The organism is Sedimentitalea todarodis (genome assembly GCF_032595355.1).
Taxonomy (GTDB): domain Bacteria; phylum Pseudomonadota; class Alphaproteobacteria; order Rhodobacterales; family Rhodobacteraceae; genus Sedimentitalea; species Sedimentitalea todarodis.
In genome coordinates, this window is the sequence record NZ_JASMWN010000028.1 from 1 (window position 1) to 24,199 (window position 24,199).

Here is a 24,199-nt window from a genome sequence, read left to right on the forward strand (position 1 = left end):
GGTTACAATATGCCAAGGCGATCCGCCGAGATCGACCCAAAGCGGCGGACAAATGGCACTTGGGCGAAGTCGTCCTTCCGATAAATGGTAAGAAGTATTGGCTGTGGCGCGCCGTCGACAGCAAAGGCGATGTACTGGACATCCTCGTGCAATCTCGGCGCAATAAACGGGCCGCCATTCGGTTCTTTCGCAAACTATTCAAGGCGTTTGGCGAGCCACGGGTGATCGTCACCGATAAACTCCGAAGCTATGGCGCCGCCTTGAAGGAGCTTGCTCCGGGAGTAGAGCACCGCAGTCACAAGGGCCTTAACAATCGATCCGAAGGGTCACATCGCCCCACACGACGGCGAGAAAAGATTATGGGGAGGTTCAAATCGCCGAGACAAGCCCAGCGATTTCTTTCCGTTCATGATCAGGTCCAAACCATCTTCCGTCCGCGCCGCCATACACTTTCAGCCGCTGCCTATCGCCAAACCAGAGCCGATGCCCACTGGATTTGGGACGACACCACGCGTGAGCTGAAGGCTGCCTGAGATCCAGTGCCACGGCTTTCGCCGACAGAAACTCCGATAACTTGACGATGCCCCTGAGACAACGGGCACGGAATGCCTGCGGAACTGCAGGCTGAAATCAATGATCTGTAGCAGAGGGCGGGGTGTTTGGTCATGTCAAACAATTCTTGATTGGTTCGTGACGTCTGTCAAGTCGGCCAAAAGAAATCCGCCCGCCTCTCGCGTCGTCCGGGCTACTCTGTTGTCATGATCGCCAAACTGGTGACCCCGATGATTTGAGATTTGGTCATCCCAGGGGTCGAACGTATCGCCCCTGACGTTTCGATATGGTGTTGCTGTGAGCCTGTCGCGGCGCGGATGCACGATCAGGGTGGTCTGATCGCACGTTGTCAGAAATCTCTTTGCTCGCCGGCGAGACCTGGGCCGATCAACTATCTCCTCTCGCTTGCGGACCGGACAGCTTTCCGGCTGTCGACTACGCCCCGCGCCGCAAACGGGTTTTCGACGTCAGCCGTGGGTATGGCGAAGCGGTAGTAGGGCGAAACAGCATAGGCGGCGCTTTCGCACAGCCTGCCGCTTCCGATCAGGCTGATTTGCGAGTTTCCACTCGATCCGAACCGTCCGGTGTGATGCTTCCGTCGGTGCCGACCGATACCGTCATTCCGGTTTCGAGTTGGGACAGGCCGTTGCATCCCACAAGCATCAGGATGTCCTTTTCTCGGGCCACGATGGCCATGTGGCTGAGCCACCCGCCGATGTTGCTGAGCACCGCTCCCGCGCGCTGCACCTGTGGCAACCAAGCGGGGCTGACCATTCGGCACAGGATGATGTCGCCGTCGCAAAATCCGGCAAACGGGTCCGTTTCGGTAGATTCGTCGTTCACCACGAATATCCTGCCGGTCGTCCCCGCGCTGCCTGCGACACAGGTGCCGTGCAACTCATCGGCGTCGTCCTGATCTTGGGTAGAGACGGGCGAGGACAGGCGCTCGCAGTCGCGCAAGGTCAGTGACACGGCGACCGGCGGTTGCGTCCGAAGCAATGCAGCGCGGTTCTTGCGCAGCATTGCACGGGTCCGCAGAATGGTCAGATCGACGTCGTCAATCAGCAGAATTTCATCCATCGTCAAGTGAAAGATCAGATCCGAAAGCCCGGTTTCCTCAGCCAGGGCCAGAATCGCGCGCCGCAGTTGTGCAAAAATGCGCAGCGCCTCGTGCTTGGCCTGTTCCTTGAGATCCTGAAACGCGATGGCCAGATCGACCGGATCGGTCGGTGCGGTGGCAGCATCTTCGATGGCCTCGACCGGCGCGCAGGTCGCGCTGTCAAGGAGCGGCCAGAGCAGTTCGGGCGTTTCGACATAGCGCGGCGTGCTGAGTTCATAGTCAAAGATCGCCCGATGCCCCATCGCCGTCAGCAAAGCGTCGCGACGATCAGCCGGGTCCAGGGCCGTACAGGCATCGATAAGGCTGCTCGGAGCGTGGTGCAGCGTAGGGAGCATCAAACGTCGCTGCGCTGCCGCGTCGCCCTTAGCCATGGTTTCGGCCTGGGTCATCGTGAATTTGGCCAGTATGTTGATCTTCTCGGCCTCGACATAGGTTTCGCACACCAGTTTGTGCTGCAACCGGTCGATGATCTCGACGATTTGTTCGCGAGGCAGCGCGGTGAAATCCGTGGCTTGCCACAACGCGATATCGCGCTGCAGCGCCGGGATCGTGTGCTGACGGAACCGCACGAGGATCGCATCGGCCTCTTGGCGCAGGTGGCGGGCTTTGGATTTGCTCAATCGCAAAGCCAGACGCGATTTCAGCTTGCGGTCGACATAGGTGCGGCCAAACAGGGTGAAGAGATGGCCGGGGCGTCCTTCGGGCAGGTCATAGCCGACCCCCAGTTGGCGACAGGCAAGATCGACACTGCCGCCTGGCGCCCACAGGTTGGCCATCAGCGAGAATGAGAGCGGGGTCGGGCGGGGCAGCACTTCGGCCATTTCGTCCTGCTCCAGGATCACCTCATCCGGGTCGCTGTCGCGATAGGTTTCAAGAACGCGCCGCCATTCCTCCCGGATCGCGATGTCGGCGGGACTGTTGCTCGCAAGCGACGTGATGTCACGGCTTTGCACGATCTGGAACGCACCGTTTGCATAGGTCCACTCGATGTCCTGCGGACAGCCGAACATCGCTTCGATGCGGCGGCTCAGATCAAGCAGGGGCGCGAGGTCGATAGGAGACGATTGTTCATCGGCAGCGGCCTGGGAATAGCGACCGAACCGCAGGCTTTGGGGCGTGACGCGACCCGACACCAGATCGTCGCCGCATCCCTTCACCAGCTCAACCATCGCCAGACCGGGCGCGGTGGGATCCTCGGTAAAGAGCACGCCGGCATAGTCGGACTGCACCATGTGTTGCACGAGGATATTGCCGTCGTGACCGGCGGAATTCTCGGTATCATAGCTTGCCGCTCGTGCCGATGCGAACGATCCAACCACCGCGTCCAGAGCATCGCGCATGGTGTGGCCATCCACGTCCAGAACACTGTCGAATACACCGGCAAAGCTGTGATCGGCACCATCCTCTCCTGCGGCGGAACTGCGCACGGCGCAGGGCCGCGACCCGATCATGCGCCAGATTTTTGCGGCAAACGCGTCCTTCTGCGGCTCTGCCATCGCGGTATAGGCATGGATCGCGCCAGTGCGGATCACCAGCCCGTCAGGCACCGGCAGACCGGCCTGTTTCATCACCGAAAGACGATAGGATTTGTTACCGCTGCCCACGAGCGCATCGGTCGCAGCTAGCGGATAGACATCGGCGAGCGGGCGGCGTTCAAAAACCCGGCGCAGCCTATTTGCGGCCATGTGGCGCAGCTGCGCCAGCGTTTCTGTTACATAAGCGCGCTGTATCAACAGCAATGTCAGGCTGATGCAGAGATAAACGTTGCCAGCCGCACTCAGCCGAAACACCAGCGCGAACATCAGCGGCGCACCGATCGCCCAGAACAGGGCGGCCTGCCGCCGGGACTTGGCCACGGCCCAGTGCAGATAGAAGCATGCCAGGGCCGCGAACAGCACCGGTAGCCCATAGGTGGGGTCCGGCCGGCCCAGACTGGTCAGCCACAGGAATTCCACGTCGAATGCCGAGGCGGCTTGCTCTGTTGCGCTGAGGCCCAGCATCAGTACCGGCAGGAACAGCAACGCGGTCAGGTTGCGCATCGGGGTCAGCCCCTTGTCTGCATAGAATTGCTGTATGGCGCGGGCCTTGCGGGCCGGATCGTCGCTCAGGCGTTGTTTCAGCGCCTTCAGGTCTTCTGAATAGCGCGCGGTGATCATCTGGTCGCGCTCGGATTTCAGAGCGATGGGCAGCACCAGCAGGCGCGATGCAAGCGAGAGGGCGAGCAGGCCCAGCACGAAATGAGACCGCTCTCCAATCCAGATCAACGCCGCTGCCAGCGCATCAATGCCGGATTGCCAATAGGTCAGCTGCTGTTGATTCAACCATGCCTGCACATGTGGTTTCGGCTTTGGTGCGACGAAGAACTCCCATGGTGTCGTATAGCGGCCTCTGAAATCAATGCCCGCCTCGGACATCTCCAGACCCAGAACCTGCGCCATGAAACAACTGCGCCGGTCATAGCAGGCCGCCACGGTTGGCTTGTCCTGCAACTCTGCGATGCGCCGCGTCAATTCGTCGGTCGGCAAAGCGCGTATCGGAATGTTGATGGCACCAGGCAGGTGTCCGGTGGCGAAATCTCCCGGATAGCGGGTATCGACGATCTGGAGATCGGTTGTGTCCAGCAGGTTCTTGAAACCTGGCGTGCCGAGCAGGGCATCGCGGTTCGGATATCTGGGAATCGCACGCAGATCAGACAAGGTCTGAACGTCGGCATCGCTGAATTCACGACCTTCGACGATCCATTTCTCGATGCCTCCGGCAATGAACCGGCAGTCGATCCCGCGGGCAGCGAGCTCGGCGCAGATTTCACTGCTGCGGTTGCCGTTGTGGCAGAACAGCACGACCGTCTTTCCGTCCATCGGCATCTCCGCGTTCAGGAAATCGGGAAAGCGAACATGCTGTGCGCCAGGCAGGGTGCCCATCCGGTGTTCTGCGGTTTCCCGCACGTCGAAAAACAGCGCGGAATCGGAGTTGTCGATGGTATCCAGCAAGGCCTGCGCGTCCTGCGTGCTCAGCGCCAGCGGGCTCTGTGCCTGTTTGTCAAAGCTGGTTTCCTTCAGTTTTGTGTCCTTGATCGTCGTGCCGTCAAACTGCGCAGGCCGGACCAGGGTCGCTTGCAGATGCGCCAGTTCGGCGGTGTTTCTGCTTTGGTATTGCCAGATGTTCAACGCCCCGAAGGCCAGTGTGATCAGCAGCAGCGCACCGATCAGACGTGTCGGGAACCGGGTGCCTTTCGACCCCGATACAGGCTCTAGTCCAAACCGTTTGGCAACCAGTGCAGCCGTTCCGGTGACAGCCGCGATTCCGACCGCAAAGACCTGCGAGAGCGAGGACACCGATCCGATGAGAAGCTCCGGCGACGGGATCGCAAGTGCAGGGCCGGGCATTAGCGTCAACGCTCCCAGCAATCCGAGTTTGATTGCTCTCGGAGGAATTTCATACTCGGAACTCGTTGGTGTAACCAGCATACCTGCAATGCGCCTCGCCTGATGAATTGGACTGAACCCGATCATTAGGAATAGTTCTTGGTAAATAAATAGTTTATAAAACAGTTGGTTAATGTGATTAAATTTCAGGACATTCATACAGGAACCCGTTTCGGGTGGCTGGTGAAATTAACCGATCCTTTTCCCCTGCCTGCCAAGAAGATTGGAGAAAATGGGGAAAGCAATGAAACACGCATTCACGATTCTGGCCTCCGGGTTTCGTGCGGTTCGGATCTCCGCTCGACGCTTGACCATCGCTGCTGCACTCTGCGGGGTCTTTCAGGCAACATCCGCGACGGCCGAGATTGCGCTGGTTTTCGGCACTTATGCAGCGGACAAACCGACAACGACCGTCCGAAAGTACAAGCCGTTCCTGAACTATCTTGCTCTGCAGATGACCGAGGTTCTGGGAAAGCCTGTCAGCATTACGATGAAGATCGCGCGCGACTACGAGACCGGCATCGATCACCTCGCCGAGGGGCAGGTCGATTTCGCGCGGTTCGGGCCGGCCTCTTACATTACTGTCCGCGAGCGCAATGACGGCATTCAGATTGTCGCGATGGAATCCAAGGGTGGCAACAAGCGGTTTAAGGGCGTCATCGTGGTTCATTCCGACAGTGCCATTCCGTCGCTTTCCGCGCTATCCGGTCAGAGTTTCGCATTCGGGGACGAGCTCTCGACGATCGGTCGCTATCTTGCGCAAAGCCATCTGATCGAGGCCGGCATCACCAGCCATGAGCTGAGCGGATACGATTTTCTGGGCCGTCACGATCGGGTGGGAACAGCCGTCGGCGCGCGCAGGTTCACTGCGGGAGCACTCAAGGAAAGCACTTTCAACAAGCTTGTGGCCTCGGGAGTGCCGATCAAGGTGCTGTTCGAATTTGACAATGTGACCAAGCCGTGGCTGGCGTCTTCCGGCCTTGATCCGGAGATTCTCGCCGCCATGCGGCTGGTCATGCTGAACACGACTGACCCGGGCATATTGGATAGCATCAACAAGGACGGCTTCGTCGAGGGTACCGATGCGGACTACGATTTTATCCGCGCTGCAATGAAACACAGCGCCGCATTCTGACAGCAGCAATGGCAAAACTCTTCAAACATATGGGGCTTGGCGTTCAAATCGCACTGTCCATGGCATTGGCGGCGGTTCTGGTGATGTTCCTGGTGGGCGAGTACGAACGCCGGAGCGAAACCGACCGAATGAATGCCGATCTGCTCGCACAGGCAGATCTGACGGTCTCTCTGATCAGCGGTTTGATGATTGAGCCGATCATCATCCAGGATACACCCGTCCTGAATAGCGCGATGCAAGAGGCCCTTGCGCGTAACCCAAAGCTTCTCGCAATTTCAATCAAGGACAACAACGGTAGCGTGATTGCTCATACTGAACGCAGTGACTTCTTCACGACCGCGACCGTTAGCCATTTCGAACGGGATATCATTGTCGAAGGTGAGCCGTTCGGGACCATGGAGATTACCTGGTCCACTGCCGAAGGGCAGGCCCTGATCGACGAGAACGTTCAAAGCAGCAGATTGACCATTGCTGCGACGGTTTTCGTTCTGTCCCTGATCTTCCTGTTGCAAACCAGCGTTCTGGCCATGCGCCCTTTGCACAATATCCATGAAAGGATGTCCGCAGTTATTGCCGGCCGGCCCCACGACAAGGTGGCGCTTCCGTTCTTTGTCTCGCGCGAGTTCATAGCCCTGGATCATTCGGTAGACGTGCTGCAGAAAACCTTTGCCGAACGCGACGACCGCGAGATGGCCCTCAAAGAGGCCAAGGAGAGCGCGGACAGGGCGAGCCGCGCCAAATCCGATTTCCTGGCCAACATGAGCCATGAAATTCGCACACCGATGAATGGCGTTATCGGAATGGCCGAACTCATCCTGGAAACTGCTCTGGACGAAGATCAAAGGCTGTATGCCGAGGTGATTTCCAAATCTGGCTCGGCTCTGCTGTCAATCATCAATGACATCTTGAATTTTTCCAAGATCGAAGTCGGCAAGATGGAACTGGACGAGGCCCCGTTCGATCTTCAGTCGGCGATGGAAGATATTGTGACGTTGCTTGCGACAAAGGCCAGCGAGAGGGGAGTCGAAATCACGCTTCGTTATGATCCAGACCTTCCAAAAGTGTTTGTGGGCGATGTCGGACGGTTGCGCCAGGTGCTGACCAATATTGCCGGAAACGCAGTCAAATTTACGCTTGACGGGTATGTCTATATCGATGTCAACGGCTCCGAATGCGCTGACGGATACGATCTGCGCATCGATGTCAAGGACACCGGAATTGGCATTTCCCCGGACAAGATCGCAGGGGTTTTCAATGCGTTCGAACAGGTCGACAGCGCCAGAAACCGACAATTCGAGGGGACCGGTCTGGGGCTTGCAATATCGACCAGGCTGATGCGATTGATGGGCGGCGATATCTCCGCGATATCCCAGGAGAACAAGGGATCCACGTTTACCATAAATGTGAATTTGCCCGTCGGCGATATGCGGTCCACTGTTCCGACTGACATAGAAGCGAATCTTGCCGGGCTTCGTGTCTTGGTCGTCGATGATCTGAAGCTCAATCGTATGATCCTGTCCGAAAGACTGGCCAGCTGGAACGTTACAACCACACTCGCGTCGTCCGGTGCCGAGGCGCTGGACATACTTGCAAAGACGGATGATGGGTTCGATCTGATCATCCAAGACTACCACATGCCCAGAATGGATGGTGAGGAACTCGCCAGGTGCATACGAGCCATGAATACCTATTCAATGACCCCGTTGATCGTATTGTCGTCGCTGGATCTGTCGATGAGTGTAGCCGTCAGAGAGGAAATCGGTGCGTGTGAATTGCTCCTGAAACCAGTGCGCTCCGAACAGTTGAAAAACACGATTGCTCGATCTCTGAGAATGAGATCGGCGCCGGTGCATCCCGGGGTGACGAACGAACCAGAATTTGATGTTGACCGGACTCTGAGTATTCTCGTTGCAGAGGACAACAAGACAAACAGGCTCATCGTGAAGTCGATGCTGAAGGACGCGGACGTTTCGCTGACATTTGCCGAGAATGGTCGTGAAGCCTTGCATCAGTATATAGAGATCAGACCAGACATGGTCTTGATGGACATGTCGATGCCGCAAATGGACGGCATCGAAGCAACCCATGCGATCCGCAATATTGAAAACGACCAGAGGATTGCGCATTGCCCAATTATTGCGCTCACTGCCAATGCACTCCCTGAAGACCAAATGCGATGCCTTGAGGCGGGGATGGATGACTTCCTCACCAAACCAATAAACAAGAGGGCACTCATAACGGTGGTAAAGACATGGCGTAGGCGGAGTCGGCCGCGTCCGGATCAGACGACGTTGGCCTGCGGCGGGGCAGGTCGCTGAACAACGTCCACAATTCGCGAAACGCAGCCCATGGCATGCTAACATTTCAGTTCCTGAAGTTGCAGATCGGTTGGGCTGAGCCCCCTTGACAATCTACGGCGAGCTGAAGCGCAACTCGCTTCACTTTAACGATCAACCTGAGTTGAACGGCCATCACGTCTTGAATGCGCAAGACCTGTGCGTAGGCCGCTGTGCCGTTGATCGCAAACTTATCCGGTATCCCAAAATCATGGCCGTTGTGCACAGCGGTCTTGACGCCGGGTGGTCGCCTGAAGGGATCGCAGGCTGAATGTGGCTGGAACATCACCCGATGCGGGTCAGTCACGAACCGATTTGCATACTCCGAAGAGGGACCCGCCGAGACGTTCTGCCAACATCTGCTATGACATCGGCGCAAGCGCAGCCCACGTGGCATGCGTAGGCATCATGGTCGTCATCTCCCAGTTGAAATGGTCATCAAACACCGTGTTGAAGTCATTGGGGATCGCGTCCAGTTTGGCCATTGGAATTGCGATCTGGCATAATTTCGCAAGGAGTTTGGCAAAGCCAACGTCACATTACTGGTTGTGCGCGCCAGTAGGTTTGCGGTTGCTCTAGAGAGCCCTGACAGGCAGTCTGGACCTGCCATCCCTCCCTGCCCATGCGCGCCAATCGATCAACTGTGATCGTGGGACCGAGTTCAGTGTCTGGCAGCATATGAAGGATGGTCTGGGTGCTGATCCGTTGTTCTGTGACCCTCAAACACCGTGGCAAGTGGATACTGTCGAGAACACCAGCAACGATTTGCGCCGATAGCTTCCCCGCACGTCTGACCCAACGGCGATCACAAATCGCTATTTGGCGTTGATTTGTGATCGCTCGAACGACACGCGGCGCAAATGTCTCGGGGAACAAACACCCGCTGAAATGTGCCGGACAGAGCATATGGAAGGAGCATCGTCTTGCTGATAACCACGTAACACAGAAATTGCGCTTATCTGGTCTTTCGCTTGATCCTTTCTCGTTGTTTCAGAATGGTTTGGCCTTGTCCAATTTGGACATCTGCGGCTGTGAGGAGTTAGGGGATCTCATGATACCGCCGCCTATTGCAGTGCTCATCAAAGGCGTCGATCTTGCGATTATGGTCGTCCGGCAGCTCGCCGTCTTCCAGCAGGATGCGGCTCTTGCGCGTGTGGTGCCTTCGCTCAATATTGCCCTTGCGTCAAATATCACTGAGAACTGACCCGGCATGACCAGCGTGCTCCACACTTGGGGATCTGCGATGACCTCCATCCGCATGTCAGTGTGCCGAGTGGCGGATTTTTACCGGATGGATCGCTTGCCATCCCGGGTTCTTTCTGCCCGTGAAGATGTTGTAACGGCTGTTCCGACCTTTGGTCCTCGACGAGTTGGCCAGACTACACCGGGCAGGCAAGTTGGCGTCATCCAGCCGGGACGCCTGAAGACCGACCAATGCGGCCTTTGACCGCAATCCTCCATGGCACCAAGATCCGCCCGCGCTTTCTTCCTTGTCAGATCTATTGCCGATGCAGCTCGCGCTGACAGCAGCTACAAGCCTTGGACGTTGCCGCCGGTTGCTGCACGTGGCCCAGTTCGTATTCTGCGACATCTCGCCATACGGGCATCAGGAGGAAGCCCCCATCCCGTTTCTTGGGAGCGACGGTGGGATTCCAGCAGAAAGCCATGTACCTCATAGCAAACTCAGCAGACCGGGATTCCCTGTTGCCCGAATTGACAAAGATATTGCGCGTTTCAGCCCATTCAGTACGATCTTGCTCCAGCGTGCAACTTGACGCCCACGGTGTGAACCATGACTGAACAAACTGACCGGTTTCGCTGGTCGAAGCTGTCAAAAATCGTCCGGACCGAAAAGATCGGCGCGCAAGCGGTGCCCGGGAGCAGTCCGACGCAACAAACCAGTCACCTTCGCAACATGAAAATGTTGCACGACATCCGCTTGCAGGTGAAGGACGGCACATCGTTTCGAATGCAACCCGATGGGCCGAGAGCACTCAATTCGGCGGATGCCGCATGTGGTGGCATACTGGAATGTGCGACATCGGGAACCAGCGGTTCGCCAAAATATATTCGTAGGTCTCATCTTTCGTGGATTGCCAGCTTTGAGGTTAATGCAAGGCTTTTTGAAGTGTCCCCGGAAGACACGTATGCGGTTTTGGGAGCGCTTTCGCATTCACTGTCTCTCTATGGAGTTCTGGAGGCGGGCCATGTTGGCGCTGATGTATGCATGTTGGCTGGGCTGCGGCCCGACAGGCAGCTCGGGCAACTGAATGAGAGATCCGTCACCATGCTATATGCTACGCCGACACAGCTCGAGAGCCTGATTGCGGCCGGCCCTGAATTCAGGCTTGCAAGAATACGGCGCGTGTTGGTCGGTGGTGGTGCTTTCAGACCCGCTCTGGCAGAAAAATGCCATGGCCTCTTTCCCCATGCCACTCTGACCCCCTTCTATGGCGCATCTGAAACGAGCTTCATCACAATGGCTGATGACCAGAGGCCCGCAGGCTCGGTCGGCAAAGCCTATCCTGGCGTCGAGATCGCAATTCGCTCGAACAGAGGGCAAGCCACTCACGAGCTTGGGGAAATCTGGGTGCGAAGTCCCTATCTGTTTTGCGGTTATGCCGATCCGGTTGCCAGTGACACGAGGGATCAGGACGGGTTTGTCACCGTCGGAGAGTTTGGGCGGATGGACGATGACGGGAACCTGTTCATCGCCGGGCGAAAAAGCCGAATGGTGACCATATCCGATCAAAACGTTTTTCCCGATGAAATCGAGAATTTCTTGGCCGCGCATTACGCCGCAGGGCAGCTGGCTGTTGTATCGGTGCCAGACGCCAAACGCGGACATAGTTTGGCTGTTGTGGCGACGGCGGGCAATGGCAAGGCAGCCCTTGAAACCGCGATGAAGCGTTGCCGCAAAGCTCACGGAGCGCATCGCACACCCCGGCACGTCTTCTTTGTCGAAAGCCTGCCGCAGTTGGCATCCGGAAAACCGGACTACGTGCAGATCACTGCCTGGCTGGAAGACCAGCTGTGAACAGGTCATTCATCCTGTCGGCGGCCCGCAGCGCAGTGGTGCCACGGGGAGGAAGGTTTTCGCATTTGTCCCTTCAGGAATTGGCCAAACCGGTCCTGCTGGACTGTCTTGTCAGAAGCGGCGTCGGCGCGGGTGATGTTGACGAGATCATCGTTGGAAACGCACTGGGTGCGGGCGGCAATCCGGCAAGACTGATCTCGCTTGCCGCCGGTTTCGGCGAGCATGTCGCCGGTATGACCATTGATCGGCAATGCTGTAGCGGATTGGATGCCATCATTCTGGCCGACGCGATGATCAGGTCCGGGCAGGCCCGTATCGTTGTTGCGGGTGGCGTGGAAAGCTATTCCCGCCGTCCGTTGCGCGCGCAGACCTTTCCCGATGGCCGCCCCCCCGCGCCCTATGATCAGCCTCCGTTTACGCCTTGGCCCGAACGAGACCCGGATATGGCCGTTGCTGCGGCTCACCTCGCGAATGAGCTTGGGATTTCGCGCGAGGAGCAGGATGCATGGGCCGTGACCAGCCATCAGAAGGCGTTGGCTTCGCGCGCGCGGTTGACCGAAGAAATCGTGCCGATCGAAACCGTCGAAAAAGATACCTTTACCCGAAACCTGACGCAAAAGACCTGCGCGCGCGCAACACCAATCGCGGGTAGTATCACCGCCGCGAATACCAGTGTCGCAGCGGATGCGGCGGCGTTTTGCGTCGTCACAAGCCAAGACGTCGCCGGATCCGTGCAGTGTGACAGCGTTGAGGTTGTTGCCGGGCGCACCGTCGGTGGCCAGCCGGATCGCCCAGGCATCACCCCAGTTGCTGCGATCCAACAGGTGCTTCTGGATGAAGGACTTTCGCCCGGTGACATCGATGTCGTCGAGGTGATGGAAGCCTTTGCCGCGCAAGCCATTGCATGCGTCTCGCAAAGCGGCCTGCAAAGCGAGCGTACCAACCTCGGGGGGGGATCGCTCGCGCGTGGCCATCCGATCGGCGCATCTGGCGCAATCAATGCGGTTCGTCTTTACCACGAGCTGCTGCGCAGTGGCGGCAATGGGATTGCGGCGATCGCCGCGGCCGGAGGTCTGGGAACGGCGCTCTTATTGCGCGCCTAATCCACAAACCCCGCGAATTGCACATAGCTATCCAGTGGATCGCGATCCGTTCGAAACTGGTTTACCGGGTCGGAGTCATCTGCGACGCCAAGCGCTATGCCACAAACAACAAGCTCAGTTTCCGGCAGCGCCAGCGTTTCATGCACCAAATCGCCGTAGTTTCCCAACGCACCAATGCCACTCGTGGCAAACCCCATGCCTGCTGCGGCCATGAAAAGCGCCATCATTGTCATTCCGAGATCCATGAAACACCCCTTTCCGAGGTCTTTGTGGATCGTGACAACAACACCGACGGGCGCGTTAAAAAACATATAGTTTTGATTGAACTGGTCCCGCCGTCCAGCGATGTCACGGCGATCAATTCCAAGGGCTGAATAGAGAGCATATCCCGCCGCGCGCTGTTTCGCTTTCAGATCCGCAGGCATCGGGCTCGGAAAATACGAAAACTGCGATACCTGGGGACGCCCATCGGCAACGGCCCCAAGCAATGCGGATTTGAGGTTTTCCAATGCACCGCCGGTCAGAGCATGGAATTTGCCGGGTTGCAGGTTGGCACCACTTGGCGCAAGGCGCGCAAGCTCAAGAATTTTCCCCACATCTGCCTTTGACACCGATGAGTCTTTGAATTTTCGAACGGATCGTCGGGCTTTCAGAAGATGTTCAATGTCTCGGTTCATCATGCACGTGACAGGACACTCTGCGGTCGCGCTTTGGCAAGGGCGGCGGTAACAAATCCCGCAAGCACGGCTTTGATCGCGTCGCCCGGCAGGAAGGCGGTCACAAGCAGGCTGGCCTCGACCAGCGATTTATCCAGCGTGATCGCGAGGCCAACAATACCAAAAACATAGAGCACGATGATGCCGCCGATGATGGAGCCGACCCCGGCCACCAGGGTCAACGGTGCAGCGCGCCAATTCTCGACGACCAGACCCGTGACAAACGCCGCCACCGGCCACCCAAGGAGAAATCCCGCAGACGGCGAAACAAAGAGGCCAAGACCGCCACGCCCACCTGCCAGCAAGGGCAATCCCAAAGCGACGAGCAGCAAGAAGAGAAGCACCGCCAAAGCACCGCGCTTGGAGCCCAAAACCGTCCCGCAGAGCATGATCCCAAGACTTTGCGCCGTGATCGGAACGCCAAATGCCAGCGTGAATTTGGGGATCAGTCCCAATGCGGCAATCAAAGCGGCAAAGAGGGCGATGAGTGCAAGGTTACGTTCCATGTCTTTTCTCCTTGTGCGAGGTTAGAGGCCACCGCGCGCCTTCAGCGCATCGGCAACGTGTTCTGCGTCGTCAATTGCCAGCACTGTGAATGGCATGACGATTTTCCAGCTTGGTTTCTTGTGTGATCGGACAGACCAGGATTGCGCAAGCTGCCCGCCTTTCTCGATGAGGGCTGGCGTGAACCGGACGACCAGCGCAATACCGATTTCAAGCGCACGGGTGTTCAATCCAATCTTCCTCAACGGCGCTGACAGCCACTTTATGACTTCGATCATTTGTGAAAGCCTGGTGGTCATGGTGACAAGATTTGCCAGTGCCACCGCAGACAGAAGCCGCAGTGTCACGACCAGGCCTTCGACTTCGGCCCCGGTCACCACGTGCCAGATCAGGATCAGAGCGACAAACGGCCACAGGGCCACAAGCCGCCTTATGCCGGACTTGAAAAACACTGCACCAGGCAAGCAATAGAGCAAGAGACATCCCGCAAACACCAACGCGTGAAACGCGAGCGCTTCTTGCGAGAAAAGAACAACCGTGGCACCGCACAGGGCCCCTAGTTTGATGCCTGCGGGCCAGCGATGCGCCCATGTTTCAACCGGTGAGGTCAGAGATATCATCCAGACCTCCTACATCATTCATCTGCCTGCTGAAATCGGTCAAAGTTGCACAGGCAGGGCCGTCCTGCCTGATCTGCCCCTTGTCCAGCCAAATAACGCGCTCATAGCTTTGCAAACTCTCCGGGCTGTGAGAAATGTGGATCAAAGCGGCATCAATACGATCAAAATAGCGCGTCAGCTGCAATCGCGTCGGAATATCCAAACCTGAGAATGGCTCATCCAAAATGACGACTTTCGGCTTCATGACGATGATCGCCATCAGGCAAACCAGTTGTTTTTGCCCTTGCGAAAGCTGGTGAATCGAAGCTTTCGCCCAATGGTTCTTGTCGAAATCGTCAAGAACACCGGATACTTGCTGCTCCACTTCAGGTTTTGAATGACCCATCTGAAGCAGGCCAAAACCAAGCTCTTCTTCGACGGTCGGAAAGATGATCTGATGATCCGGGTTCTGAAACATGATCCCGACCGTCCGAAGCGCTGCCTTTCGATCTTTGGCAACGTCAACACCGCAGATACGAACCCGCCCCTGATCCGGAACCGCCAGACCGGACAGTATCCGCGCAAGGGTTGTTTTCCCCGATCCGTTCCTGCCCACGATACCAATCCGCTTCTCGCGCACCAAAAAGCCAATATCTTTCAAGACCATGTTTCCCTCCCGGAAGAACGAAACATCCGTCATTTCAAGCGTTGCCGTCTGACCACCGATGTCCGAAACCAACACGTTCGTTTGCATTTCCATCTCTCATCAAAGCCTCAGCTCGAACCGCAAGTGACGCTTAGCTGTCGCTTTGAAAAAATGCAAAGCCGACCTCTACACTTTCCGTAGCTTCCGCCTCTGAGCTACTCCCCATTTGTTGGACAGGATCGGACTGATCCGAGCTACTCTTTGCATCTGCTGAGCCGGGAGCAACTGATAGAGGCGATACAATCTGCCGGGCGCAGCCCGACCAATCACCGCATTGTTCCTGACGGGTCTTTCTGGATAGCATGAACTGGAACGCCGTGGCGGGACCTGCCCGAGGAGTTTGGCAAATGGTTGAGCGTTTCCCGCCAGTTTCGGCGCTGAAAATTTGACAACACCAGCCATAAGATATGATTAACGTCGGGAGGCGAGCAGCGCGAGTGAAAGCTTGCGTCCAGGGGATGCCCCCTAGAACATGCTGTGCCGCAAAGCCTGAGGAGATTCCGATGAGCACCACCGAGACCCCAAAAACCGAAGGCATGGATATCAACGACATCCCGATCCTGCTGCGCCGCAGGATCGAGGCGATGATCCTTGCGCATGTGCTGGAAGTCATCACCGAACGCAGCAGCCGCAAAGAGGCCGAGGCGGTGATCGGCGAAACCTGTTCCCGCTCGGCGATCGAGCAGGGCAAGCAGCTTGCCGAAGATCTGGGCAGCCCGCCGGATCTGAACGACTTTGCCGCGATCCAGCCCAACTGGACCCGCGAAGACGCGTTGCAGATCGAGAACATCGAACTGTCCGAGGACAAGATGGATTTCAACGTGACCCGCTGCCGGTATTCCGAGATGTACCGGGACATGGGGTTGGGCGACATCGGGCACCTGCTGTCATGTAATCGCGACGGTGATTTCTGCATCGGCTACAATCCGGAGATCGAGCTGACCCGCACCCAGACGATCATGAAGGGCGCCAGCCACTGCGATTTTCGCTATCGCATGAAGAAGAAGGACACCTGAACCATGGCCGTTGAAAACTGGGTCGCCAAGGAAATCGAAAGCCTGACCGCCTTTCGCCGGGATCTGCACCAGAATCCGGAACTGCTCTATGATGTGACCCGCACAGCCTCTTCTGTTGCGACTGCGCTGCGCGCCGCCGGTGTGGACGAGGTTATCGAAGGGATCGGGCGCTCCGGCGTTGTCGGGGTGATCCATGGCCAGACCGACACAAAGGGTCGCATGATCGGCTTGCGGGCGGACATGGACGCGCTGCCGATTGACGAAACCTCCGGCAAGCCCTGGGCCTCGCTTGTGCCGGGGAAAATGCACGCCTGCGGCCATGACGGGCATTCCACCATGTTGTTGGGGGCCGCGCGCCAGCTTGCCGAAACCCGCGCCTTTGATGGCACTGTCATCGTGATCTTCCAGCCCGCCGAGGAAGGCGGAGCAGGGGCCAAGGCGATGATCGACGACGGGCTGTTTGAGCGTTGGCCCTGCAACGAGGTTTACGGGATGCACAATCGCCCGAACCTGCCGGTGGGCGAATTCACCATCGCTCCGGGCCCGATCATGGCTGCGGTGGACGAGGTCAGGATCACAGTGACCGGCCGTGGCGGTCATGCCGCGCGGCCCAACGACACGATCGATCCCTTGCCCGTCGCTGCCGCGCTGATCCAGGCGATCCAGACCGTTGTTTCGCGCACTGTCGATCCGCTGGACAGCGCGGTGGTTTCCCTGTGCACGATCCATGCGGGCAATGCGTTCAACGTCGTGCCACAGGCGATTGAGTTGACCGGGACGGTGCGCACGTTGCGCGAAGAAGTGCGTGATCATGTCGAGGCCCAGTTGTCGCGCCTGGTGGAGCATATCGCCGCCGGGTTCGGCGGCGTCGGAAACTTGGACTATGTTCGCCATTACCCCGTGACCGTGAACCACGCCCGGGAAACGGAGTTGGCTGCCGCTGCGGCACAAGAGGTCGCAGGTATGGACAAGGTTTGCGTGGACATGCCGCCAATCATGGGGGGCGAGGATTTTTCATTCATGTTGAACGAAGTGCCCGGGGCCATGATAAACGTAGGCAACGGATCCTCGGCAGGGCTGCACCATCCGGAATACGATTTCAATGACGACGTGATCCCCTGGGGATGCTCCTATTGGACAACATTGGTGCGGCAGCGGTTGCCCTTGGCGTGACAGCAGCCGGTTGGTTCAAAACTGGTCTGCAAGGCGTTTGCGGGCGGACGGTGTGGTCGGGATCTAGCAAGCTTATGTAGGCTCGTTCGCATCATCATTTCAGTGTTGCACTGCGAATCAAATCTGCGCCTCGTTCTGCAACTGCGACGATGGCGGCATTCACAGGACCGGTGGTCAGGTTTGGAAAAATGGAGCCATCGACAACGAACAATCGATCAACTCCATCAACGGTGAGGTCAGGCTTCACCGGTGCATCATCGTCTTGGCCCATGCGCGCCGTTCCGACAGGGTGGTGATGTGTGATCGCAGCGCGAGCGATAAAAGCCTCGACCGTCGCCGCGCTTTGTAGATCACCCGGGCCTGGTAACAGTTCTTCTGCGCGCCAAGCAGCATAAGCCGAAGTTGCGCCCAGCCGTCGCGCCCAACCCAGGGCTTCGACAAACAGTTGCCGGTCCTCGCAATGTTGCAAGTAGCGCGGATCGATCCGTGGGGGTTTCGTGGGATTGGCGGAGGTCAAAGTTACTTTACCCCGGCTGCGCGGATGCGTGATGCCAAACATCAGGCAATACCCCTCGCCCAGTTCAAGTACCGGCGCACGATCAGCAAGACCGGCGGAGACCAATGGCACAGTCGTCACCCCGACCACCAATTCGGGAGGGGCCGCTGAGTTCTGCCCGGTGGTCGGTATATATGTCATTGCCTCGGAATGTTGTGTTGTCGTCATCGGAATCGACTGTGCCGCCCTGTATAGGTTGCCACCGGACAAGAGATGGTCCTGTAAATTGGCGCCCACCTTCGGCAGATTTCGCCGCACTTTGATACCCAAGGCTGCAAGATTGTCGCCGGGGCCCAACCCGGATCGCATCAAGATCGCGGGTGTCGCAATGGCGCCGGCGGCAAGGATCACGCCAAATCGAGCGTGATAGGTCGAACCCGTGTCCATCCTGACGCCGCTGGCGCGACCGGCGGTGTCAAAGGTCACGCAATCTACCAGGTGCGTCGTGTGAATTGCCAGATTTGGTCGAGCTCTCACACGAAAATCAAGGTAGGCATCGGCAACGCTGACGCGCCGACCGTCTCGGATGGTCATTGTGTTGAGCGTGACCCCCGCCATTTGCCTGCCATTGTGATCGCGCAGACGTGGCAGACCCAATTCGGCACCTGCTTTGATATGGGCCAGTGTCAGGGGGTGGGGTGTTGTCGGTTGTTGCAGCGGCAAGTGCCCGTTCGCACCGTACCCGGGGCAATCGGCGAAGGGCGAGGTTTCAGACCGCATGAAGTAAGGCAAGAGCGTATCGTAGTCCCATCCGGTCGCGCCGGATGCGACCCAGCTATCGAAATCGCCGGGGTGCCCGCGCATGTGGCCCATTGCATGGATGGCACTGGATCCGCCAATCACCTTGCCGCGCGGACAATCCTCGATCCGGCCCGCAAGGCCGGGCTGCGGCACGGTTCGGAAGGCCCAATCCACCGGCGATCCCTGCAACAATGACCAGGCCGATGGATCGGCGATGCGCGGATCGTCGGGTTCCCCGCCGGCCTCTATCAGCATTACGTGCAGGTCAGTGTGTTCGCTCAGCCGGTTGGCCAGAACACATCCTGCAGATCCGGCACCCACGATGATCACGTCGCAGATGTCGGCCATCTCACCTATTGCCGTGTCATTTCGGCGGGATCAGCAGCGGTAAATGTCTGCATCCTCATCTCGATCACCCGGCGTACGTTGACCAGGTGCGCGCGCATCAGGGCCTCTGCGCGATCCGGGTCGCGTTCGGCCACGGCCTGCGCGATCTGTTGGTGTTCCTTGTCCCGTTCCGCGCGGCGCTTGGGGCAGGGTGGGCTGGTCTGGGCCAGCCGAACGCGGCTGTCGGTGCCGACCTGACGCAACAGATCGTACAATTCCTGCGCCAGCGGATTTCGCGAAGCGCGGGCCAGTTCGCGGTGAAAGGCGAGGTCCGCCGCTCCATAGTCGTCACCCCTGCGGCTTTCAACATGACGCTGGATGCGCTTGATGTCATTGCCTGCCGCCCGGATTGCCGCGAGGCGGGCAAATTGCGGCTCAAGGATCATGCGCAATTCAATGACGTCAGTCGGATTGGCAACGCTGACCAGATCGTCGATATGGGAATTGTCCCGGCGGCTCGATTTGCGTCCGACCTGTGCCGGAGGCAGTTCGCCTTCGGCGCGCAATTCGGCCAGTACCCGCCGCAATCGCGACCGCGGCACGTTGAGATCGCTTGAGAGTTGGCGCTCGGATGGCAGGTCCTGATCTGGACCTCCCATCTCCAACAGCAGTTCCTTGAGCGCGTCAGGCGACAGATTTCGTGCGTCTGCGCCGTCGGGGTTTGTTGCATCTTGAGGCAATCGGCCACCTAGCTGTTATATACCGTAATACTGCGCAGCGCTTCGCGACGCAGCAGACTAGTGTTCTCTTGGTAACGATGGCTCAACCAAAGATCAAGACCATTGACAGAAATGGTCTCAAGATGGATCGTTCGGGCAGGTTCAGGTTTCGCAAGCTGAATGCGCGGAGATTCTGCACCGAAGATTACGGGAGCGTGGGTTTGGAGTATGACTACATCATCGTCGGGGCTGGGTCTGCGGGTTGTGTCCTCGCCAATCGGTTGAGCGCCGACGGGACCGACCGCGTCCTGTTGCTTGAAGCAGGAGGGTGGGATCGCGATCCGTTGATCCATATTCCGCTGGGTTGGGGGATGATCTTCAAGGAGCGACGCCACGACTGGGGATATTTCTACGAACCCGAAGACGCTGTGGATGGGCGCGCCGTGGAGTGTGCGCGTGGTCGGGTGATCGGGGGGTGTTCCTCCACAAATGCCATGGCCTATGTGCGGGGCAATCGCGGTGATTTTGCACGCTGGGCAAAGGCCAGCGGCATGGCGGCATGGGGTCCGGAGTCGGTACTGCCATATTTCAAGCGACAGGAAAGCTGGGCGGGTGGCTCAGATGCCTGGCGTGGTGGGGTGGGGCCGTTGGGCACCCAGTTCTGTGCATATGAAGATCCGCTGGTCGACGCCTTTGGCGAGGCAGGGCGCAGCGCGCATGGCTGGACAGATGACTACAACGGCGAGCGCCAGGAGGGCTTTGCCAGGTTGCAGATGTCTATCCACCGGGGTCGGCGGGCCAGCACGGCCAATGCATATCTGCGCCCGGCTCTCAAACGGTCGAACCTGACCGTGGTGACCGGGGCGCTGGCAGAGCGGATCGAGATACGAGACGCGCGCGCGTCCGGTGTGCGATATCGCAAGGGAAACAAGGTCGTCACCATGCAAGCCGCCAAAGAGACTATCCTGACCGCGGGAGTGATCAACACCCCGCAATTATTGATGATTTCTGGCATTGGAGACCCTGAGGACCTGGCGTCTCACGGTATCCGCACGGCTGTTCCGTTGCGGGGCGTGGGGCGCAATCTCCAGGATCATGCGTCGATCATTCTGATGTATGACCGCAAGGAGCCCGGCCCGTTTCATTCGATGATGCGCTATGATCGGATCGTTCCCGATCTGGCGCGAACCTATCTGACGGGAAATGGGTTTTCGGGAGACGTTCCCGGAGGCATTACGGCGTTTCTGCGCAGCTCTCTTGCGACCGACGTACCGGATATCCAGATTCTGTTCACCGCGGCTCCGCTTGCATCCTGGCCTTACATGAAACCATTCCGGCAGCCATTTCAGGATGGCTTTGCAACCCGGTTGGTCCTGACCCGACCCGAGGCGCGCGGGCAAGTCACGTTGCGCTCGGATGATCCGGCCGAAGCGCCCAGAATCCAGCAGAACTTTTTGTCGGTGGATCATGATTGGCAAGTTGTTCGCGAGGCGTTTGAGATCGCCCGCGACCTTGCGGGCACATCGGCCATGGCACCCTTCATCAAGACCGAAACAGCGCCCGGGAAGGATTGTATATCTCGCGAGGCCGTAGATGCCTACATCCGCAAAACGGCAATTACGGTGCATCACCCCGCCGGAACCTGTCGCATGGGGGATGAGGCCGACGAGAACAGTGTCGTGACGCCGGATCTGTTGGTCAAGGGCGTATCTGGATTGCGCATTGTCGACGCGTCGGTGATGCCGGATCTGCCAAACGGCAACATCAACGCGGCTGTGTTGATGATTGCAGAACGGGCGGCGGATTTGATCCAGGGAAAGGTGGCCTGACCGCAGCCAAGTGAAGGTGGGTTGTTCCTCTGGATAGTGGTGACCAAAATGGCAGATTTGGTCTAATTGACACGCCTGTGGGCTGAGCGACACTGTTCGGAAGTGCGTAATGTGATGCTGATGTCCATAAAAATATGATGATGAGGTAAATGTACGCCCGAACGCCGGGATGTCGGATTCGACTTCGCGAGCAGAACCAAAAAAAGACCAAAATGCTTGTAATGGTAATTTGTCATGCTAACGTGAGGGCAGAATCGTAGAATCCAGGGAATTGATCGATGCCTTCTGATGCGACCGGAACACGTTCACTAAGCAACAAGGAAAAGGCGCTGCGCGACATGTATGACAGCATTTCGGCGCGCAATATGTTTCCGTTCTGGGCGACGTCGGATGATGTGACGAATGACGAGGTTCGCCAGTTGATGGCGACGTCCCGCGCGATTCCCTACCACTGGAGCTATGCGGAAGACATCGCGCCTCTGCTCAAGACTTCGGCTGAACTGATCAGCATGGATGACAGCGAGCGCCGCTCGCTGGTTCTGGTGAACCCGGGACTCACGCCAAAGCGCGCGACGGTCTCGACGATGTACACGGCCTATCGCCTGAATGATCCCAACGAAATCATGCCGCCGCACAAGCACAGCCCGAGCGCCATTCGCTTCGGGCTGACCGGTAAGGGCAATTTCACCGGGGTCGAGGGCGAAGACGTTGTGTTCGGGCCCGGAGACATGGTGCTGACGCCCAATGACGCCTGGCACAACCATGGCACCGTGGGGGACGAACAGGCGGTGAACCTTTCGGTTCTGGATTTGCCGCTGGTCGAGACCCTGAACGCGATCCATTTCGATCATAACTACACCGAGATCGAAGATGGTGTCGAAGTTCAGAAAAAGATCCAGTCCGCCAGGTATCCATCTGACTATTCGGCGGCGACATACGGGCAGGGCGGATTGCTGCCGCGATGGGTCGACAACATGCGCGGCGGCGGGTTGAGTTCGCCGATGTACGTCTATCGCTGGGAAGCGATGATGGAGATTTTCGATCGGTTCAAGGATATCGACGGCGACCCCCACGAGGCGCTGATGGTCGAGTACACCGACCCGACGCGCGGAGAATCCGTATTCAAGACCATCACTTTCTTTGCCCAGATGCTGCGCCCCGGCGAAAAGACCCTGCCATCGCGCCAGACCGCCAGCCTGCTGGTCGCGCCGTTCGAGGGAACCGGATATTCGATCATCGATGGCGAGCGTTATGACTGGAACCAGTTTGATACCTTGGCGGTGCCGGGCGGCGCATGGTGCGAACATCACAACGGATCCGACAGCCAGCCAGTCTATCTCTTTGTTGCCAGCGACGAACCCACTCTGAAGAAGCTGTCGCTCTACAAGCGTTGGGGCGAGACCGCCGCCGGCGACGTGGTGCGGTACCTGTGAAACTCGCGGTGATCCATGGACGGGACTCGGGGCACTGAGATGGGTATGACACACAACACGAAACTGCTGTCTCATGTCGACTGTCCCGGTGGCGGTCAGGTCTGGGTCGAGGGCACAACGCTGTTCATCGGGCATATGCGCAATCCCAGTGGCACGACGATTGTCGATGTGGCGGACCCGCGCGATCCCAGAGTGATCGCGCGTATCGACGTTCCCGATGGGTGGCATTCACACAAGGTGCGCGCTTCCTCCGACGGGATCATGGTGGTGAACCATGAAAAACTGGGCCCCGATGGCGACTGGAAGTTCGGCGGCGGGCTGGCAGTCTATGATGTGACCAAACCGGCCGAGCCCCGGATGATCGGCAAATGGACCACCGGTGGACGCGGTGTGCATCGCTATGATTTCGACGGTCGCTATGCCTATATCTCGCCCACGGCGGATGGGTATGTCGGCAACATTGTCATGATCCTGGATCTGATCGATCCGACCAACCCGGTCGAGATCGGGCGCTGGTGGATTCCCGGGCAGCATGTGGCTGGTGGCGAAGAGGGCAACTGGCTGCACGGTGTATCGCCGCGTTGTCATCATCCGATCCGGCGTGGCAACCGGTTGTACGTCAGCTATTGGCACGAAGGGCTGTTTATCCTCGATATTTCGGACATGACGAGCCCCAAGCTGGTTTCGCGGTTCAATACCAGCGCGGCCTTTCCGCACCCGACCCACACCTGCCTGCCGATGGCAATGCCAATCAGGGGCCGTGATATCATGGTCGTGGCGGACGAAGATGTCGCCAAGCTGTACCCCTCGCCTCCGGCCTTTACCTGGATCTACGACATCACAGACGAAACCGTCCCGACCCCGATTTCAACCTGGCAGGTGCCCGGATTGGACGTTGATGGCCGCCCACAAGAGCCAATGACGGGCTGCCATCAGCCATCCGAACGTGTCTCGGGCACAATCATCCCATTTGCATGGTTCGCGCAGGGTTTGCGCCTCGTGGATATTGCTGATCCGTTCAATCCGACCGAAGTGGGGCATTTCCTGCCCGACGCGGCTCCGGGCGCAGCACGGCCGTCCTCCAACGATGTGACCATTGATGATCGCGGCATCATCTACCTGATCGACCGTGTCAACGGTGTCGACATTATCGAAACCACCGTTTTCTAACC

18 protein-coding genes and 3 pseudogenes are annotated in these 24,199 nt (G+C 58.2%); 14 read left to right on the top strand and 7 right to left on the bottom strand.

What is annotated here, in order from left to right:
• Positions 1-533: IS6 family transposase (locus tag QO231_RS22850; RefSeq protein ID WP_316781954.1), on the top strand; the 533-nt coding region annotated here is incomplete at its 5' end.
• A gap of 562 nt (positions 534-1,095) precedes the next feature.
• On the opposite strand, the gene QO231_RS22855 is transcribed toward QO231_RS22850, so the two are convergent.
• Positions 1,096-5,139, bottom strand: a complete 4,044-nt coding sequence (locus tag QO231_RS22855; protein WP_316781955.1) for a PEP/pyruvate-binding domain-containing protein — start codon at positions 5,137-5,139, stop codon at positions 1,096-1,098.
• Between the two features lie 202 nt (positions 5,140-5,341).
• Here QO231_RS22855 and QO231_RS22860 point away from each other — a divergent pair, with 202 nt between their 5' ends.
• From QO231_RS22860 to QO231_RS22885, 7 genes and pseudogenes are all read left to right on the top strand, one after another.
• Positions 5,342-6,232: a PhnD/SsuA/transferrin family substrate-binding protein gene (locus QO231_RS22860; RefSeq protein WP_316781957.1), complete on the top strand. Its 891-nt coding sequence runs from the start codon at positions 5,342-5,344 to the stop codon at positions 6,230-6,232.
• Positions 6,233-6,240: 8 nt separating this feature from the next.
• Positions 6,241-8,550, top strand: a complete 2,310-nt coding sequence (locus tag QO231_RS22865; RefSeq protein ID WP_316781959.1) for a response regulator — start codon at positions 6,241-6,243, stop codon at positions 8,548-8,550.
• Positions 8,513-9,498 (top strand): annotated as a pseudogene (locus QO231_RS22870) (IS30 family transposase). The gene QO231_RS22865 and the pseudogene QO231_RS22870 overlap by 38 nt, the downstream one beginning before the upstream one ends.
• Positions 9,401-9,772, top strand: coding sequence for a hypothetical protein (locus QO231_RS22875; RefSeq protein ID WP_316781961.1), 372 nt, complete (start codon positions 9,401-9,403; stop codon positions 9,770-9,772). The pseudogene QO231_RS22870 and the gene QO231_RS22875 overlap by 98 nt, the downstream one beginning before the upstream one ends.
• 3 nt (positions 9,773-9,775) lie before the next feature.
• Positions 9,776-9,968 (top strand): annotated as a pseudogene (locus QO231_RS26295) (transposase); the annotation flags it as partial.
• 569 nt (positions 9,969-10,537) lie between these two features.
• Positions 10,538-11,605 carry an AMP-binding protein gene (locus QO231_RS22880; protein WP_316782022.1) on the top strand — a complete coding sequence of 356 codons (1,068 nt, stop codon included), beginning with the start codon at positions 10,538-10,540 and terminating at the stop codon, positions 11,603-11,605.
• Positions 11,602-12,708 carry a thiolase family protein gene (locus QO231_RS22885; RefSeq protein ID WP_316781963.1) on the top strand — a complete coding sequence of 369 codons (1,107 nt, stop codon included), beginning with the start codon at positions 11,602-11,604 and terminating at the stop codon, positions 12,706-12,708. Before QO231_RS22880 ends, QO231_RS22885 begins: the two co-directional genes overlap by 4 nt.
• Here the strand turns inward: QO231_RS22885 and QO231_RS22890 are convergent.
• Genes QO231_RS22890 through QO231_RS22905 form a run of 4 tightly spaced genes read right to left on the bottom strand, consistent with a single transcriptional unit; the run spans position 12,705 to position 15,281 of the window.
• A complete protein-coding gene (locus QO231_RS22890) occupies positions 12,705-13,388 on the bottom strand; it encodes a nitroreductase (RefSeq protein WP_316781965.1) in 684 nt (227 codons plus the stop codon). The two genes, QO231_RS22885 and QO231_RS22890, sit on opposite strands and share 4 nt — an antisense overlap.
• Positions 13,385-13,930 (bottom strand): biotin transporter BioY, encoded by a 546-nt coding sequence (locus QO231_RS22895; RefSeq protein WP_316781967.1) that lies wholly within the window; start codon positions 13,928-13,930, stop codon positions 13,385-13,387. Before QO231_RS22895 ends, QO231_RS22890 begins: the two co-directional genes overlap by 4 nt.
• A gap of 21 nt (positions 13,931-13,951) precedes the next feature.
• On the bottom strand, positions 13,952-14,548 hold the full coding sequence (locus tag QO231_RS22900; RefSeq protein ID WP_316781969.1) for an energy-coupling factor transporter transmembrane component T family protein: 597 nt from the start codon (positions 14,546-14,548) through the stop codon (positions 13,952-13,954).
• Complete coding sequence (locus QO231_RS22905) at positions 14,523-15,281, bottom strand: energy-coupling factor ABC transporter ATP-binding protein (protein ID WP_316781970.1); 759 nt, start codon at positions 15,279-15,281, stop codon at positions 14,523-14,525. The genes QO231_RS22900 and QO231_RS22905 overlap by 26 nt, the downstream gene beginning before the upstream one ends.
• A 201-nt stretch (positions 15,282-15,482) precedes the next feature.
• On the opposite strand from QO231_RS22905, the pseudogene QO231_RS22910 reads away from it, so the two are divergent.
• From QO231_RS22910 to QO231_RS22920, 3 genes and pseudogenes are all read left to right on the top strand, one after another.
• Positions 15,483-15,611, top strand: a pseudogene (locus QO231_RS22910) (transposase); the annotation flags it as partial.
• 125 nt (positions 15,612-15,736) lie between these two features.
• Positions 15,737-16,249: an L-2-amino-thiazoline-4-carboxylic acid hydrolase gene (locus tag QO231_RS22915; protein WP_316781972.1), complete on the top strand. Its 513-nt coding sequence runs from the start codon at positions 15,737-15,739 to the stop codon at positions 16,247-16,249.
• A 3-nt stretch (positions 16,250-16,252) separates the two neighbouring features.
• On the top strand, positions 16,253-17,422 hold the full coding sequence (locus QO231_RS22920; protein ID WP_316781974.1) for a M20 aminoacylase family protein: 1,170 nt from the start codon (positions 16,253-16,255) through the stop codon (positions 17,420-17,422).
• Positions 17,423-17,516: 94 nt separating this feature from the next.
• On the opposite strand, the gene QO231_RS22925 is transcribed toward QO231_RS22920, so the two are convergent.
• Together QO231_RS22925 and QO231_RS22930 are read right to left on the bottom strand one after the other, a co-directional pair.
• Positions 17,517-19,067 (bottom strand): GMC family oxidoreductase, encoded by a 1,551-nt coding sequence (locus QO231_RS22925; RefSeq protein ID WP_316781975.1) that lies wholly within the window; start codon positions 19,065-19,067, stop codon positions 17,517-17,519.
• A gap of 5 nt (positions 19,068-19,072) precedes the next feature.
• Positions 19,073-19,786 (bottom strand): FadR/GntR family transcriptional regulator, encoded by a 714-nt coding sequence (locus tag QO231_RS22930; RefSeq protein WP_316781977.1) that lies wholly within the window; start codon positions 19,784-19,786, stop codon positions 19,073-19,075.
• 77 nt (positions 19,787-19,863) lie between these two features.
• On the opposite strand from QO231_RS22930, the gene QO231_RS22935 reads away from it, so the two are divergent.
• From QO231_RS22935 to QO231_RS22945, 3 genes are all read left to right on the top strand, one after another.
• On the top strand, positions 19,864-21,594 hold the full coding sequence (locus tag QO231_RS22935) for a GMC family oxidoreductase (RefSeq protein ID WP_316781978.1): 1,731 nt from the start codon (positions 19,864-19,866) through the stop codon (positions 21,592-21,594).
• A 278-nt stretch (positions 21,595-21,872) separates the two neighbouring features.
• Positions 21,873-23,027, top strand: coding sequence for a cupin domain-containing protein (locus QO231_RS22940; protein ID WP_316781980.1), 1,155 nt, complete (start codon positions 21,873-21,875; stop codon positions 23,025-23,027).
• 45 nt (positions 23,028-23,072) lie between these two features.
• Positions 23,073-24,197 carry an LVIVD repeat-containing protein gene (locus QO231_RS22945; protein ID WP_316781982.1) on the top strand — a complete coding sequence of 375 codons (1,125 nt, stop codon included), beginning with the start codon at positions 23,073-23,075 and terminating at the stop codon, positions 24,195-24,197.
• Positions 24,198-24,199 lie beyond the last annotated feature (2 nt).

What these genes read in the sequence shown, in the direction of transcription:
- QO231_RS22855 (WP_316781955.1), bottom strand. Translation starts at nt 5,139, where the DNA reads ATGCTGGTTACACCAACGAGTTCCGAGTATGAAATTCCTCCGAGAGCA.
- QO231_RS22860 (WP_316781957.1), top strand. Translation starts at nt 5,342, where the DNA reads ATGAAACACGCATTCACGATTCTGGCCTCCGGGTTTCGTGCGGTTCGG.
- QO231_RS22865 (WP_316781959.1), top strand. Translation starts at nt 6,241, where the DNA reads ATGGCAAAACTCTTCAAACATATGGGGCTTGGCGTTCAAATCGCACTG.
- QO231_RS22880 (WP_316782022.1), top strand. Translation starts at nt 10,538, where the DNA reads ATGCAACCCGATGGGCCGAGAGCACTCAATTCGGCGGATGCCGCATGT.
- QO231_RS22890 (WP_316781965.1), bottom strand. Translation starts at nt 13,388, where the DNA reads ATGATGAACCGAGACATTGAACATCTTCTGAAAGCCCGACGATCCGTT.
- QO231_RS22895 (WP_316781967.1), bottom strand. Translation starts at nt 13,930, where the DNA reads ATGGAACGTAACCTTGCACTCATCGCCCTCTTTGCCGCTTTGATTGCC.
- QO231_RS22900 (WP_316781969.1), bottom strand. Translation starts at nt 14,548, where the DNA reads ATGATATCTCTGACCTCACCGGTTGAAACATGGGCGCATCGCTGGCCC.
- QO231_RS22905 (WP_316781970.1), bottom strand. Translation starts at nt 15,281, where the DNA reads ATGCAAACGAACGTGTTGGTTTCGGACATCGGTGGTCAGACGGCAACG.
- QO231_RS22915 (WP_316781972.1), top strand. Translation starts at nt 15,737, where the DNA reads ATGAGCACCACCGAGACCCCAAAAACCGAAGGCATGGATATCAACGAC.
- QO231_RS22920 (WP_316781974.1), top strand. Translation starts at nt 16,253, where the DNA reads ATGGCCGTTGAAAACTGGGTCGCCAAGGAAATCGAAAGCCTGACCGCC.
- QO231_RS22925 (WP_316781975.1), bottom strand. Translation starts at nt 19,067, where the DNA reads ATGGCCGACATCTGCGACGTGATCATCGTGGGTGCCGGATCTGCAGGA.
- QO231_RS22935 (WP_316781978.1), top strand. Translation starts at nt 19,864, where the DNA reads ATGGCTCAACCAAAGATCAAGACCATTGACAGAAATGGTCTCAAGATG.
- QO231_RS22940 (WP_316781980.1), top strand. Translation starts at nt 21,873, where the DNA reads ATGCCTTCTGATGCGACCGGAACACGTTCACTAAGCAACAAGGAAAAG.
- QO231_RS22945 (WP_316781982.1), top strand. Translation starts at nt 23,073, where the DNA reads ATGACACACAACACGAAACTGCTGTCTCATGTCGACTGTCCCGGTGGC.